The organism is Hyphomicrobium sp. DMF-1 (assembly GCF_027886585.1).
GTDB classification, from domain to species: domain Bacteria; phylum Pseudomonadota; class Alphaproteobacteria; order Rhizobiales; family Hyphomicrobiaceae; genus Hyphomicrobium_C; species Hyphomicrobium_C zavarzinii.
Genome location: NZ_CP115706.1, coordinates 3511426 through 3526707, shown reverse-complemented (window position 1 = coordinate 3526707; position 15282 = coordinate 3511426). Strand labels below are relative to the sequence as shown.

Below are 15282 nucleotides of genomic sequence, written 5' to 3'. Positions count from 1 at the left end.
GGCGTCAGCGGAAGTAGAACGGCACCGCGAACCCGAGCCGACTCGACGGTGTGCCCGCCGGCGGCGGCGGGAACGGAGCGGCGCGCCGCACGGCCGAAAGCACTGCCTGGTCCAGAGCCGGCACGCCGGAGGATCTCCCAAGACGCACATACGTCAGCCCGCCTGAAGACGAGACGCCGAACGACACCACGACGGTTCCTTTTTTTCCGCCGCTCGACGGGCGATTACCGGCAACGCGGGCGCGCACGCGGGCAGCATAACCCGCGATGTCGCCTGAGCTCGCCGACACACGTCCGGATCCCGCCTTCGTCGAACTGCTGGCGCGCGAGGCGGCGCCACCCTTCTTGCTCGGATCGGTCTCGGCCTTCTGCGTGGGCTGCTTGGGCTTTTCCGAAGCTTTCTCGGCTTTCTTTTTTGGTTTCTCCTGCTCCTCGCGCGCAGGTTTCTTCTCCTCTTCCCGCTCGGTCCGCTTCTCCTCAGCTGCCGGGGGAGGAAGGCTGTCCTCCACCTCCGCGGTTCCCGCCATCACTGTGTCGGAAGGCTCGACCGCTTGCGCGAAGGGCACGGGAGGGACAGACGGATGCAGAGCGTCTGTCACCGGCTCGGCCTTGAGCGTCTCCTCGGCTTTGACCTCCTCCGCGGTGGAGGCGGCGGCGCTTTCGGTCTCCGCGCCCGCCTGCTGCGCGACGGAAGCCGTCTCGCCGCTCTGTGTCTGGGTCACGTCGACGAGAGCCTGCTCGAGAACGGGGCTCGCGATGAACTCGATGCTGATGGCCTCGGTCGGCTGTTGCAGAACGCCGAGCTCGTTGCGCTCCCACGTCATCATGAGCGCGATCGCGGCCAGCGCATGCAACGAAAACGAAAGAACGCCGGACGTGGCGATGGCGGCGCGAGGCCGCGTGGAGGTGTGGACGGTACGGGACAGCAGTGGGCATTCGAAGGAGCGCGGAAGCGCGAGCGCAACCCCATCATCGTGGGTGAAGGCAAACTCGCACGCCGCGTCCATCGGCAGCCTCAATGCAGCCGCAAGCTGGGCGCTGGCATCGCACCTTGCCGCTTCCCGGGATCGACTGCCGCGGCAAGCGTGCTGCCGAATCGGGCGGCGGCAGCCGCGAGGACGGGCGCGCGGGAGCGGCGCGCAAACTCGGCCGCGGCCTCGTCGATGTCATGAGGCTCGCCGCGATACCCGGCCTGCATGAGCGTAATGAGCTGCCACTCGTCCTCGGTCACGCGCAATCGGCACGAGGGGCAGAACGGTGAGAGATAGCCGAAGCCGCCACGGCGCTCTTCGCGCATGGCGCGAATGAGAACGGCGATACGCGAGGCGATGCCCGGCCCGTTGTCGGCGCCGAACTTCACCTCGGCATGGCTGATCGCGCGGTCCCAGCCCTCCGCATGATTGTGCTCGTAGCTCATGCAATGGAGCCGGACGAGATGCAGCCACTCGCGTTCCAGATCCCCCAAGCCGGTGGACTGGATGTCGGTCAGGGAATCGCGCCCTTTGCACATCACGGGCCTCCAAAGATCTTTCAAGCCATGCGAGAAGTGCCGCCGTTCAAAGGCTGGCTCTCAACGTATCGAACCGCGCGACCTGATCGGCGATGAGGTTGCGGGCTTCATCGCGGCGGACGAAGATCTTGAACATTGCGTCGCCGTCCAAGTTGAAGAACTGGATCGAGCGCGACTCCCGACCCATGAATGGCCGCGAGACGAACGCGATCTCCTTGCACCGCGAGGCACGGATATGTCCGCCGATGGGGCTGTCTCCGTGCAGATTGAAGTAGCCGCGCCCGAACGTGCCGGGCGGCAGAGGCCCTTCGCATTCGAGCACGAGATCCGGCGTGTGCACGATGAACAGAATGGAACCCCATCCCGTCACCGCTTCGAATATTGTCTCGAACCGATCTCCGGCAACGATCGTGCGGTGCGCCTCGGGAAGAGCGCGCACCACATCGAGCGTGCTGACGCAGTATGTGCGGGCGATGTCCTCGAGAATACCGTCTGGATTGGTTGCCAGCCGCTGCTGGAGCGGCAGGAAGACGTCGTCCTTCTGTTCTGCTACGGCGTTCATGGAAGACACCTCCGCTCGATCGAATTACTCGGCAGCGACGAGGCGCGTTCCATCGCTCGTCACGGTTTGCAGCACCTGGAATCCCTCGAATTCGGGATGGCCCACATAAAGCGGCTTGCTGGAGCCCGCGCCCGAGTGGGCTTTGCGGAACTGCTCCGACTTCGTCCATGCCTCGAAATCGGCCTTCGAGCGCCAGATCGTGTGCGACGAGTAGAGCACGTGATCCTCGCGCTCCGGTCCCTTGAGCAGATGGAACTCGACGAAGCCCGTAAGCTCGTTGAGATGCGTCTCGCGCGAAAGCCAGACGTTCTCGAAGTCCTTCTCTGCTCCTTTGATCACCTTGAAGCGGTTCATTGCGATGAACATCGCGGGGGGTCCTTTCGTAGTTTCCGAACGGTGCGATCATAGACGAATTAGAGAACGGCGGCAGCGTCCGATCCGGCCTCGGAAGAACGACCGGAAAGGCACGCCGCCGCCAACTTGGGGGTCCCAGGCAGTGCGGGAGGAGTTACTGGGCCCCAAGACGCATGGTCACTCCAACCCGGGCATTGAAGCCGGGGCTGTTGTATTGGTCGAGATGCTGGCGATAGGTCTCGTCGAAAAGGTTGTCGATATTGGCGTTGACGGTGAGCTTGTCGTTGACCTGATACTCTCCGAAGAGATCGACCACGGTGTAAGCATCCGCGAACTGCGCGGCACGAATCTCGCCCGGCTCGAAGCGGTCTTGTTTGGCTACGAAGCGCGTGCGTGCACCAGCCGTCAGCTTGTTGTCGAAAGCCCGGAAGCCTGCGGTAAGCGTGACCTGGTCGGCCGGAATGGTCATGAGACCGGTGCCGGTATCCTCGTTCGTGCCCCGAATGCGATGAGCACCGATCCCCGCGAACCAGGACTGCGCGTCGTAGTAGGACTCGAACTCCACGCCTTCGATAGTCGCGTCGCGCACGTTCTGGTACTGCAAGTTCACGCCGTCGAACATCGGGACGAACGAAACCGGGATACAGCCTACCCCCGGGTTTACGCCCGTGCAGCCTGGCCGGAAGAACAGCAGGTACCCGTTCGTGTCTCCAGTCGTCACTTGGTCGATATAGTTCTCGACCTTGTTGTGGAACGCAGTAAACTTTGCCCGGAACTTATCGCCGGTCGTGACGACGTTGTCGTACTTGAGGTTGATGCCGCCTTCCCAGTTACGCGCGACTTCCGGCTCGAGGTTGGGATTGGGAAGAAGCTGGAAGTGCGCGAAACCGGGATGGAACCCGCTGAGCAATGTCTCGGAAAGGGCTGGCGCGCGGAAACCTTCGGCATAGGTGCCGAACACCGTAAAGCCTTGCAGCGGCGTGACGCCGAGCGTGACCTTCGGCGAGATGCGATCGTCGGAAAGCTCCGTGCCGCCGCCCTCCAGTTTGTAGCTGTCGTAACGCACCGCCGTGATCAGATCGACCATGTCGTTGAAGAACGTGAGCTGGCTCTGAACGAAGCCGCCATAGACTTCACGTTGACCCGACGGCGTGAACTCGTCGCCATTTCCGGTCGGATCGGCGGTCTTGACGGTGTCGCGGAACCCGTCGATGCCATAGGTCAGCGCCACCTTCATGCCGGCAGCGTCGAAACGCGAGGTATTGTAGATGTCGGCGCCTTCGGTCTCGATATTGAAGCTGCGCTGCGAGCCGACTGGGAATGCGTCCGGGTGGAAGAAGCACGGCGAGCCCACCGGCAGGAAGACGGTCGGAAATGCCGTTGTTCCGAAGCGCGCGAGATTCGAGGAGTTACATGCGACCCCGCCGCCACCCGGATTTGCCGTATAGTAGGAATTGTCGCCGCCCGAAAGGCGCGTCTGATCGAGCGATGTCTCGTTGTAGTAAACCTTGCTTGAGAAATCGATCAGCGGGTTGGTCGGGCTGGTGAAGGTGTAGCCGAGGGTGTACTGGCGATTTTCGACGTTGGTGTCGTAGTCCGTCGAGCCCTGCTCGACCTGATCCATGAAGCTCGAATTGTAGTCGATGATGGTCGCGGTCACCTCGTGGCCCTGTTCGGGACGAATCCGCAGCTTGGCAAACTTCGAATCCGTCTCGTCGTTCGAGCCCGGCACGACGTTCCCGCTGCCGTCCTCGTAGTCGTTGGACCAATGGCCGTTCACCTGCCCGATAATATCGACAGTGCCGCTGAGAGAGCGGGCCGCCGCGGTGAAGCTCGCAAGCTTGCCGTCGTCGTTGGTGCCGTAGCGGGTCTTCACCTGTCCGGCCGCGTACTCCCCGGACCGAAGGATGTCGCCGGCATCGAGCAGCGAGAACTGTGCGACGCCACCGATGGCACCCGAACCGTAGATCGTCGCCGTAGGACCGCGCGTGATGTCGACGCTCTTGATCATCTCGGGATCGATGTAGAACATGCCGTTCGCGCTGTGGCCGGTACGCTGGAAGTTCTGCCGCGCACCATCGATCAGCACGTTGACGCGTCCAAAATCCTGCAGGCCGCGAATATTGATCGCCGTCGCGGTATCGCGCGCCGTCTCCTGTGTCGTCACGCCTGGGATCGTTCTGAGAACCTGCGAAATACGGTCCGGCTGGAATTGCGTATCGATCTCTTCTCTGCTGATCGCCGACGAGCCCGAGAGCGCGTCGATCGCACTCTCCTGAGTCTTGGACGACGTCACGACGATGCCGTCGAGCATAATTTCTTGCGCGTTTGCGTATTGCGTTAGCGATATCAACGAAACCGCTGACATCAGGCCCCCTGCCCACACTCTTACCATCACAGCCCTCGCCCCAGTTGTAGCTTGCGGTTCACTGGCTGGCTGGCTCGGGACCCCCTCCCGAAAGGCTGGCTTGCCGTTGCGGCGACGATATTGCGTCTGCCGGAACATCCGCGATTGCGATGCGGACTTGCGCACAATAGTAATGTGGAATTACATAGTCAACAAACAAAAGGCGATCCGAAAACATCCGCTTCTACGACGCGTGAACGGCTGCCGATTTCAAATAATTCTAATCTGGACGTAGGAATGTCACCCGAGCAACACGAGAAGAAGACTGAAATATCGGCGCCCCTGCCATCGGCACGTGGATCTGTTGAGGCGTTGATCCGTTACAGCGTGGCGGATCTTCTGCAAGGAAGGCGTGAAGCCATCCTCGAGCACGACGGCGCTGAATACCGTCTGCGCATCACCGCCAATGGCCGCCTCATTCTAACAAAATAGGAACCAAGATGTTCGCTCTTCTGAAACGCGTTCGTCGCTTCTTGTGGATTGCCGGCATCGGCTCGCTCGCGGTGTGTGGTGCGCAGCTCGCGCCCAAGGCGCATGCGGAAACACCCAAGGCCGCAGGAGAGCAGCGCATCGTCTCCATCGGTGGCGATGTGACGGAGATAATTTTTGCGCTGGGCCGCGGGGATAGCATCGTGGCCGTGGACACCACGAGCCACTATCCGCCGGACGCCGTCGCCACCAAGGAAAGCGTGGGCTACATGCGCGCGCTTTCGACCGAAGGCGTGTTGTCCATGAGCCCGACGCTGATTATCGCGTCCGGTAATGCGGGACCTCCCGAGGTCGTCGCCGCACTGAAGGCGTCTTCCATTCCGATGATCGAGATATCGACGCCAGAAACACCCGACGGCGTTGCCCAGAAAATTGGCGCCGTGGCGGACGCTCTGGGCCTCAAGGAGGAAGGTGCGAAGCTCGCAAGCCGCGTCAAGGCGGAGTTCGACGCCGTTGCCGCCAAGAGGGCCAAGGTGACGAAGCCCGTGCGCGCGCTGTTCGTGCTGGCAAATCAAGGCGGCCGCGTCGTGGTAGGAGGCACCAAAACGTCGGCCGAGGCGATTTTCGGGCTTGCCGGGGCAGAGAATGCGGTGAAGAGCCTCGAAGGCTACAAGCCCCTGAACGACGAGGCCGCTGTAACGGCGGCTCCGGACATTATCGTCGTCATGCTGCGCAGCGACGGCGCCAACAAAGGTGAGATGGGCAAGGAGATCGGCTCCATGAAAGGGCTTGGCAGCACGCCTGCCGCAAAGGCCGGCCGCATCATCGAGGTCGATGGAAGCTACGCCTTGCAGTTCGGCCCGCGCGCAGCGGCGGCAGCGTCGGACTTGATGGACCGCTTCTATCCGGAGCTTGCCCAGAAGCCCGCCACAGCGGAGCGGCCATGACGTCGAAGCTTCCGGCTGGAGCGATCGTGTCCGCTGAGCATATGAGAGCGGCGGAGCCGGACAGGGCGCAGCAACGCTTCGTTCTGTTCGCCGTCTCTGCGCTGGCTCTTGCCGTCACGGCCGTGCTGTCTCTCTCGATCGGAGCGACCGGCATATCGCTCGACGCGCTTCCATCCGCCATCACGGCGATGTTCGGTGACGGCGACGCCGAGAGCGCACGCTCGGCCCTCGTGCTACTCGACATTCGTCTGCCGCGAACGATCCTCGCCGCAATGGTCGGCGCGTGTCTCGCTGTTGCGGGCGCCATGATGCAAGGCATCTTCCGAAATCCGCTCGCTGATCCAGGCTTGATCGGCGTGTCGTCGGGCGCGGCGCTCGCCGCGGTGACCGTGATCGTCCTCGGGCACGGAATTGCCGCGCCCGTGGTGGCGGCGTTCGGAGTGCACGCGCTTCCCGTCGCGGCCTTCGCAGGCGGTCTCGCCGTGACCGGAACGCTCGTCGTGCTCGCGAGCAGCCGTCGCACGGTCTCGGTCGCAGCCCTGCTGCTTGCGGGCCTCGTCCTCGGCGCGTTGGCACAAGCGTTGATGGGGTTGCTCGCCTATCTGAGCGATGATCGCGAGCTGCGGGATCTGACGCTCTGGACACTCGGAAGCCTCGCGGGATCGAGCTGGACCAAGGTCATCGGCGTCGCGCCGTTTGCAGTGCTCAATCTGCTTCTGCTCCCCTATCTCGTCAGGGCTCTGAACGGCCTGCTGCTCGGGGAGGCGGAGGCGTTCCATCTTGGGATAGATGTCGAGCGCATCAAGCGCCTCATCATCATCGCCACAGCGGCATCCGTCGCGGCCGCGGTGGCAGCGGCAGGGATTATCGGCTTCGTCGGCATCATCGTGCCTCACGTCGTACGCCTCGTCGCAGGCCCCGATCACGGAACCGTCCTGCCTGCAAGCGCGATGCTCGGCGCCGCCCTTGTCCTCGCGGCCGATATCGTGGCCCGTATCATCGTCGCGCCTGCCGAGCTTCCGCTCGGCATCGTCGTCGCGCTCATCGGCGCGCCGGTCTTCCTGCATCTGGTGCTGAGGCGAGGGGCTTATGTCTGATCGTGCCGACGTATTGGCGGCCCAGTCCGTAAGCTATCGGGTTCATGATGTGAGCCTCGTGAGCAAGGCCGATCTCGGCGTGGCCGCGGGTGAGGTCGTTGCAGTGTTGGGGCCGAACGGAGCTGGGAAGTCCACGCTTCTTAAAGTGATGGCGGGAGAGCTCTCGCCCGCATCGGGCCGCGTTGTGGTCGACGGACGGGATCTGGCCATCTTGAAAGCCGGCGAGCTGGCACGCCTGCGCGCGGTCGTCGCCCAGTCGAGCAATCTGAGCTTTCCGTTCACTGTGCGCGAGGTCGTGCGCCTCGGCGTTTCGGTTCCGGGATTATCCCGGGAGAACCCGCGCATCGAACGGGCAGTGGGAGACGCGATCGGCCGCGTTGGGCTGGCGGCGTTCTCGGGCCGCCTGTTCACCGAGCTTTCGGGCGGCGAGCGGCAGCGCACCCATATCGCGCGCGCTCTCTGCCAGCTTTCTGTCGCACGTGATTTGGCCGGCGGCGGAAAGATCTTGCTGCTGGACGAGCCGACGTCCAGCCTCGACGTCGGCCACCAGGTCGTCGTCCTCGAAGCGCTCCGGCGCGAGGCAGACGCCGGCACCGCGATCCTCATGGTTATGCACGATCTCAATCTGGCCGCTGCCTTCGCCGATCGGGTCGTGATCATGAGCCACGGATGCATCATAGCGGACGGTCCTCCGCGTCAGGCGATGACGGAAGCCATCCTGAGCCGGGCCTACGAGTGCCCGTTGTCGGTTGGACGGCCTCCCACCGACGGAATTCCATTCGTTATTCCAGCACTGGGGCAGGCAAAGGCAGCCAAAGGCGCCCGCCTTTGACCTGAATCGCCCGAAACACCTGTCATCCCCCATGACGGACCCATTCCTCTGAGCTAGAAGACGGGCTGTCGCGATGCCGCGGGCCACGGTGGCCCACACCCGCGATCACACCGAATGCCAGGAGGAAGAGCCGTGACCGACAAGGATGTTTCCAGCAAAACGCCGCGCACCGAGACCGTGGTGCTCCATGCCGGCTGGCGTGCTGATCCGTCCACGGGTGCAGTCGCCGTTCCGATTTACCAGACGACGTCCTACCAGTTCCGCGATACGGCACACGCCGAGGATCTGTTCGCTCTGAAGGAGCTCGGCAACATCTATACGCGCATCATGAACCCCACGACCGACGTGCTCGAGAAGCGCGTTGCGGCGTTGGAGGGCGGTGTTGCGGCGCTCGGCGTTGCGTCGGGGCAGGCCGCATCCGCCTATGCCGTGCAGAACCTGGCTCGTGCCGGCGACAACATCGTGAGCTCGACCGATCTCTACGGCGGAACCTGGAACCTGTTCGCCAACACGCTCAAGGATCAGGGCGTCGAGGTTCGCTTCGTCGATCCCACCGATCCGGAGAACTTCCGCCGCGCGACGGACGAGCGGACGCGCGCCTACTACGCCGAAACGCTGCCCAATCCGAAGCTCGCCGTGTTTCCCATCGCGGAGGTCGCCGAGATCGGGCGTCCCCTCGGCATCCCGCTGATCGTCGACAACACGGCCGCGCCCGCCTTGTGCCGCCCGCTCGATCACGGCGCAGCCGTCGTCGTCTATTCTTCGACCAAGTATCTGGGCGGCCACGGCACCTCGATCGGCGGCGTGATCGTCGATGGCGGCAATTTCGACTGGGCCGCGCATCCGGTGCGCCAGCCCGTGTTCAGCACGCCCGATCCGAGCTATCACGGCGCCATCTGGAACGAGGCGGTGAAGCCGCTCGGCCCGATCGCCTACATCATCAAGGCGCGCGTCACGCTGCTGCGCGATCTCGGCGCCGCGCTCTCGCCCTTCAACGCGTTTCTTCTCCTGCAGGGCATCGAGACCTTGCCGCTGCGTATCGCGCGCCATTCCGAGAACACGTCTGCCGTTGTGCGCTGGCTGACCAAGCATCCCGCCGTGACGCGCGTCATCCACCCCTCTCAGCAGACCGGCGTTCAGCGCGCGCGGGCGGAGCGGTATCTCTCGGGCGGAGAAGGTGGACTTCTCGGCTTCGAGCTGGCGAAGGGACGCGAAGCGGGCCGCCGCTTCATCGATGCCCTGAAGCTCTTCTATCATGTGGCCAACATCGGCGACGTGCGCAGCCTGGCCATCCATCCGGCCTCGACCACGCACTCCCAGTTGAGCGGTGAGGAGCTGTTGGCCACGGGCGTGACGGACGGCTATGTACGGCTCTCGATCGGCATCGAGCACATCGACGACATCATCGCCGATCTCGACCAGGCGCTCGCCGCGGCGACGGCCTAGTCCCTTGTCATAGCCACGGCCCTCAGAACAGCCAATCCCCGAGCCTGATGCCAGGCTCGGGGATCGCTGCACCTTCTGGGAGAAGGGTTTGCAGTTAGTCGAACTTGTAAGAGAAGCCGCCCATGATGGTGCGTCCCGGTCCCGGCTTCATGCCCTCGTCGATGTCCGACAGGTAGAACTCGTTCGTGAGGTTCGTACCTGAGACGAACAGCGAGAGGTTGTCCGTGACCTTGAGGTTGGAGCGGGCCGACAGAAGCCAGACGTCGTCCACAAACCCGGACTCCACCTCTCCATCGTCGACTTCGATGTCATAATTGTTGCCGACGTCGGTGAAGAAGCTGCCGCGATAGGTCCACGTCACGCTGGCATCCCAGAACGCCTTGTAGGCGACGCCGAGCGTGAGGTTTGCGTAGTGCTTGGGAACCTCGGGCACGATGTTGCCGGATACGTCGTCACCGTCGCCGTCCACGCCGCGCTCGATCACGGAGTCGGCGTACGTGTAGATCGTCTCACCGAAGAAGTTCCACGGGCCGCCGGTGATCGGACGGCTGTCGAGCCGGGCGCCGATCTCGAAGCCATCGATCTTCACCTCGTCGGCCGCGCCATAGATGTTGTTGCCTCCGTCCGGAGCCGACGGCGATTTGACCTGATAGTTGTCGATGTTGCTGTGGAAGTAGGCGAGATCGAACGAGAAGCCCCGGATGGCTGTCGAGCGCACGCCGACTTGGAAGTTGTCACCCTTCTCGTCGGGAAGAGGGAAGGCGACGCCTCTGGTGACTTGAGGCGTGAGGCCCTGGTGATATCCGCCGTATACGGTCGTGCGCGGCGCAACCTCCCACGCGGCGGCGATCATCGGCAGAACTTCACTGTGATCCGAGCTCGAGCGTCCCGGCTGCTCCGAGGTCTCATCGTCGGGGCGGATCGAGTTGCGATTGATGCGATAGTCCTCGAAGCGGAGACCCGGTGTCACGGTCAGGTTCCGCGTCACGTGGATCGCGGTCTGCACGAACGCCGAGAAGGCATCCGCATCGGTGTCAGAGCGGCGAGACCGGTCCTCGTTGAATTCCGGAAGGCGGGTGAAGATATCGCAGCGTCCGCTGGTGTCGTCGTCCAGAACCTGGTTCTCGAGACCCACCGTGTTGCAGTTCGTGAATTCGTGACGCTCGTAGCGAATTCCGGCCTGGATATCCTGGCGCATGCCGGCGATGAACGGCCGGTCTGCAAACTCGATCCGCGATTCCGCGCCGTAGAACTGATAGTGCCGTTCGCGGCCGCGCATGAAGAACGAATTGGCGTCGTAGTCGCCGCGATCGGCATTCACGTAGAAGCGGTTGCGCTCGTTGTCGGAGTAGTACGCACGCGTCGTGAGCGTCGTCGTATCGTCGATGTAGAGGTTGTGCGTCGCCTGGATACGCCAGTAGTCGGCGTTATAGCTGCTCAAGCCGGCAAGCGAGGCGATGCCGTCGAAGAAGTAGGGGCTGCCCGACTTGTTGCGCCCGTTGGCAAAGAACTCCTGGTAGCCCGTGTCCTCGTCGTTCGGAACGAAGTTGATCTCGTCATACTGGTCGCGCTGGCGGAAATAGCCGCCGGAGATCGTGAGATCCTGGTTGGTGCCCTTGAGGCCGATTGCGCCATAGAAGTCGTTGTAGCGCAGCTCCTCGTTGTCCCACGCGCCGCCGCCTTCCGCACCGGAATAGGAGACGACGATTCCGGCGTTGCCGATGTTCTGGCGCGTATGAACGTGGCGGTAGTTGTTGAGATCCTTGTCGGAGCCTTCGGTGTAGCCCAACGCGCCCTTGATCACCGTCTCGTTGGCGCCGAATGGCGAGATGTTCCGGAAATTGATGACGCCGTGGTTGTTGAGCGGCCCGTAGTTGACGACGGGGCCGCGCATGACCTCGATGCTTTCGACACGGTCCGTCGGCGGTGTGTAGTGCGTCGAGGGATCGAGATAGGTCGAGAAGTTGATCGGCAACCCGTCTTCCATGACGAGCACTTTGCGCGAGCGGCGCATGGGCGAGCCGCGCACGCCGATGCCCGAGTGGCGCGCCATGCCGTCGTCCATCACGGTGACGACGCCAGGCACGCGGGCGAGCGCGTCATGATTTGTCAGCGGGCGCTGCTCCGCCAGATCCGCGGCGTTGACGCGCGTTCCCGCGCTGGTGAAGTTTTGCAGATCGCCGGGAAGCGCTTGGCGCGCGTTGATCGGCGAAAGCGGCCCGGATTCGGCACGTGCTGCCGCCCCGCCGCTTGCTGCGGCCCCATAGGGTGAGTTCGCGGGTGCTTCCTCGGCAACCGGGGCCGGCGCCGGCGGCTGAGGTGCGGGAGGAGAGTAAGCCTGGGAGGGTGCGGATTTCTTTTTCGCCGCCGGAGCGGATTTCTTCTGGAGCACCTCGACCTGCGGCAGCTCGCCTTGATCTGCAGGCTGCGCCGCAGTCTGTGCGTTCGCGGGCGAGGCCATAAGGCCGACAGCGCTCGCCATCACCGTAAGTTTGAGTTGGTGTTTGAATTGCATTCTGCTTCCTCCCCGTCCGCGCCCATGCCGGAGCGCAGCCCGTAATCCCCACCGTCGGTTCTTTTGCCGAAGTAACCCGGGTCCCGTTGCCGACAGCGCACGCACAACGGAAGGGCATAGTGTTGTTATAAAGTTGCAGCATGTTCTCGATAGCTGGGGGCCGCAGCAACTCGGGATGGTCCCATGCGGTGGCATTGGTCGGGGTAAGTGCCGCCGTATAATTACGAAAAAACAAATAAAATCAGGAAGTTATGAGCGGATATACGGGATGATGTGGCATCAAAGCGGGGAGTAATTCCTGGGAAGCGTCGAGGTTTGGCTTGGCGCCCCCTGGCAGATCGGATTTGCCAATAGTCCACCGGCTGGAGGCGCCGATTTCGGAAGGCTTCGGGCCCATGCCGGCAGATCCGCCATGAGCCCGAACTTTCGCGGGAGAAGTTCGTGTAAGTCGTAAACGCGAGATGATCAGTCGAACTTGAGCGTGAAGCCTCCGTAGATGGTGCGCCCCTGGCCGGGCTTGGCGCCATCCGAGAGATCCGCGATGTAGAGTTCGTCCGTCAGGTTGGTGCCGGCAACGAACAGCGTCAGCTTGTCGGTGAGATTGAAGTTGCTGCGCGCCGACAGCAGCCACACGTCGTCGACCTTGCCGCCGACCATCTCGTCGCCGCCGTAGCAGCCCGTGAAGACGCCATCGCCTTCGGCTTCGGTCGCGGCTTCCTCATCCACGCAGAGCAGCGGGCTCGTATTCTGCGCGTTGGTGAAGAAATCGCCGCGATAGGTCGCCGTCACGCTCGCATCCCAGAGCTTCCTGTAGGCCACGCCCACGGTCAGATTGGCGAAGTGCTCGATCGTGAACGGAAGGCGCTTGCCGGAGACATCCTGATCCACCGCGGTGAAGTTCTCGAAGTCGAAGATCGAGTCGCTGCCGCGTTTGATCTTGCCGTCGGTGTAGGTGTACGTCGCCTCGCCGAAGAAGTTCCACGGTCCGCCGGTGAACGGGGCGCTTTCCATGCGAGCAGCCAGCTCGACGCCCTTGATCTCAACCTCGTCGAGCGTGCCGTAGAGGCCGTCGCCCGCCGCGTTCGAGTAGGCTTCCTTGAGCTGATAGTCGTCGATGATGCTGTGGAAGTAGGCCACGTCGAACGTGAAGCCCTTGATGGCGGTCGAGCGCACGCCGATCTGGAAGTTGTCTCCGACCTCCTCGTCGAGCGGGAAGCCGTCGAGGTCCACGTCGCGCACGATGTGCGGAGCAAAGCCCTGATGGTATCCGCCGTAGAGGGTCGTGCGGTTCAAGGCCTCCCAGGCAAAGGCGATGCCCGGCAGGACGTGATCGTGATCCGACTTGGCGCTTTCCGTGCCGGGGAATACTTCGCGGCCGGTCACGTCGTAGCTCTCGAAGCGCAGGCCGGGCGTCACCGTCAGGCTCGGCGAGAGGTGGATCGCGGACTGGATGAACGCAGCGAACGAATCCGCCTTGTACTCGAAGATCTCGCCGTCATCCTCATATCCGTCGACGCCTTCCTCCGAGCGGCAGTTGCCGCTGTTGCTGCCGTCGAGCACCTCTCCGACGCGGCCGAAGCTCGTGCAGTTCGTCAGCTTGTGACGCTCGTAGCGAACGCCCGCCTGGATGTCCTGCCGGATGCTGGCTGCGATCGGCACGTTGGCGAATTCGATGCGGCTTTCGGCGCCGAACACTTCGTACTCGCGCTCACGTCCTCGCATCCAGCCGCCCTCTGCCGGGCCGTCCTCCCGGCTGGAGAAGCGCCGGCGATCGTGATTGTGGCCGTAGATCCGCGTCGAGATCGTCGTGTCGTCCGTAACATAGTAGTTGTGGGCGAGCTGCAGATTGTAGTGCTCGGCGTTGTAGGTGTTGAACTGGAGACCTTCCTCGTCGAACAGCGCGGACGGCTTGGCGTGTCCGTTGGCGAAGAAGTCCGCGGCGGTGCCGACGAAGTTGTCCTCGTCGTAGTTGTCCCGCTGGCGATTGTAGGAGCCGGAAATCGTCAGATCCTGCTGCGAGCCTCTGAAGCCCAGTGCGCCGTAGAAGTCGTTGTAGCGCAGCCGCTCGATTTCCCACGAGCCAGGCGCTTCCGAGCCGGAATAGGATGCAACGACGCCCACGTTGCCGAGGTTTTGCCGCGTGCGGACGTGACGATAGTTGCCGATCTCCTTGTTGGAATCGTCCGTGTAGCTGAGCACGCCCTTAATTACGGTTCCCGGGGTGCCGAACGGATTGAGGTTCTGGAAGTTGATGACACCGTGGTTGTTGAGCGGGCCGTAGGCGACGACCGTGCCGCGCAGCACCTCGATGTTCTCCACGCGGTCTGTCGGCGGCGTGTAATGGGTCGAGGGATCGAGGTAGCTCGAGAAGTTGATCGAAGCGCCGTCCTCCATGACGAGCACCTTGCGCGAGCGGCGGAAGTTCGAGCCGCGGATGCCGATGCCGGCATGATGGCCGAGACCGTCGTCGGTCACGGTAACGATGCCCGGCACGCGCGCGAGGGCCTCGTGGTTGGTGAGGGGGCGCTGCTCCTCGAGCTGCTCCGACGTGACGCGCGAGGCGGCTCCCGCGAAGTCTTGAAGATTGCTGGGCAGGAGCCCGGTGGAAGGACTCACAGGGCTGAGGCTCGGCGAGTTCCCGGCGGGACGTCCGTCGGCGCCGCGTGTAGCGCCCCCAGGGCCGGCCTCCGCAAAGTCACCCTCTGGTGCCGGCTGCGGCGCAGGCGAGGAGGCTTGCGCCGGCGCGCCCTTCTTTGCAACCGGAGCGGGCGAAGATTTCTTCTTCTGCACCACCTCGACTTGCGGAAGCGCACCCTGATTGGCTGGCTGCGCGGCGGTCTGAGCCGCCGCCGGAGTCGTCAGCAGGCCAACCGCGCCGGCCATGACCGTAAGTTTGAGATTTTGGCGTCCCAGCATTCAATCCCCCTCCCATGAACTCTCGCCCGAATTTCCCGGCACGCGAGCCTTTATCCCTCGGGCAAATATTCCTAAATTCCCCGTGCTCCGTGCCCGTTTATCCGGAGGCGTCCCGTGTTCAGGCTTGTGTTTTGATATAAAGTTTCACTTTCTGGACACGGACGACGGCGTCTTTTACTCATGCGCATCGTCTCGATGTCCGAGCACGGCAGCAATTGGGGACGCGCACGTGAGGTGGCATCGATCGGGAGGATTTCCTGAGTAAAGC

General features: G+C 63.2%; 12 protein-coding genes. 5 read left to right on the top strand and 7 right to left on the bottom strand.

Features of this window, described 5'->3' with window-relative positions:
- Positions 1-4 precede the first annotated feature (4 nt).
- The 5 genes from PE058_RS16165 to PE058_RS16145 all read right to left on the bottom strand — a co-directional run bounded on the left by PE058_RS16165 (position 5) and on the right by PE058_RS16145 (position 4739).
- Complete coding sequence (locus PE058_RS16165; protein WP_271028866.1) at positions 5-1006, bottom strand: TonB family protein; 1002 nt, start codon at positions 1004-1006, stop codon at positions 5-7.
- An 8-nt stretch (positions 1007-1014) separates the two neighbouring features.
- Entirely contained in the window at positions 1015-1509 is a 495-nt protein-coding gene (locus tag PE058_RS16160) for a hypothetical protein (protein ID WP_020087463.1), read from the bottom strand.
- 46 nt (positions 1510-1555) lie between these two features.
- Positions 1556-2071: a heme utilization cystosolic carrier protein HutX gene (hutX, locus tag PE058_RS16155; RefSeq protein WP_271028865.1), complete on the bottom strand. Its 516-nt coding sequence runs from the start codon at positions 2069-2071 to the stop codon at positions 1556-1558.
- 24 nt (positions 2072-2095) lie between these two features.
- A complete protein-coding gene (locus PE058_RS16150) occupies positions 2096-2437 on the bottom strand; it encodes an antibiotic biosynthesis monooxygenase family protein (RefSeq protein WP_020087461.1) in 342 nt (113 codons plus the stop codon).
- A gap of 142 nt (positions 2438-2579) precedes the next feature.
- Positions 2580-4739: a TonB-dependent hemoglobin/transferrin/lactoferrin family receptor gene (locus PE058_RS16145; RefSeq protein ID WP_020087460.1), complete on the bottom strand. Its 2160-nt coding sequence runs from the start codon at positions 4737-4739 to the stop codon at positions 2580-2582.
- A gap of 330 nt (positions 4740-5069) precedes the next feature.
- Between PE058_RS16145 and hemP the strand changes: the two genes are divergently transcribed.
- From hemP to PE058_RS16120, 5 genes are all read left to right on the top strand, one after another.
- Positions 5070-5264, top strand: a complete 195-nt coding sequence (gene hemP, locus PE058_RS16140; RefSeq protein WP_026868253.1) for a hemin uptake protein HemP — start codon at positions 5070-5072, stop codon at positions 5262-5264.
- Positions 5265-5272: 8 nt separating this feature from the next.
- Positions 5273-6208: a heme/hemin ABC transporter substrate-binding protein gene (locus tag PE058_RS16135; RefSeq protein WP_271028864.1), complete on the top strand. Its 936-nt coding sequence runs from the start codon at positions 5273-5275 to the stop codon at positions 6206-6208.
- Positions 6205-7305, top strand: a complete 1101-nt coding sequence (locus tag PE058_RS16130; RefSeq protein WP_020087457.1) for a FecCD family ABC transporter permease — start codon at positions 6205-6207, stop codon at positions 7303-7305. The genes PE058_RS16135 and PE058_RS16130 overlap by 4 nt, the downstream gene beginning before the upstream one ends.
- Positions 7298-8137 (top strand): heme ABC transporter ATP-binding protein, encoded by an 840-nt coding sequence (locus PE058_RS16125; protein WP_271028863.1) that lies wholly within the window; start codon positions 7298-7300, stop codon positions 8135-8137. The genes PE058_RS16130 and PE058_RS16125 overlap by 8 nt, the downstream gene beginning before the upstream one ends.
- 132 nt (positions 8138-8269) lie before the next feature.
- Complete coding sequence (locus PE058_RS16120) at positions 8270-9583, top strand: O-acetylhomoserine aminocarboxypropyltransferase/cysteine synthase family protein (protein ID WP_020087455.1); 1314 nt, start codon at positions 8270-8272, stop codon at positions 9581-9583.
- A 94-nt stretch (positions 9584-9677) separates the two neighbouring features.
- Here the strand turns inward: PE058_RS16120 and PE058_RS16115 are convergent, their stop codons facing one another.
- Both PE058_RS16115 and PE058_RS16110 read right to left on the bottom strand, forming a co-directional pair.
- Positions 9678-12098 (bottom strand): TonB-dependent receptor family protein, encoded by a 2421-nt coding sequence (locus PE058_RS16115; protein ID WP_271028862.1) that lies wholly within the window; start codon positions 12096-12098, stop codon positions 9678-9680.
- Positions 12099-12563: 465 nt separating this feature from the next.
- Positions 12564-15014 (bottom strand): TonB-dependent receptor family protein, encoded by a 2451-nt coding sequence (locus tag PE058_RS16110; protein WP_271028861.1) that lies wholly within the window; start codon positions 15012-15014, stop codon positions 12564-12566.
- Between the last annotated feature and the right edge of the window lie 268 nt (positions 15015-15282).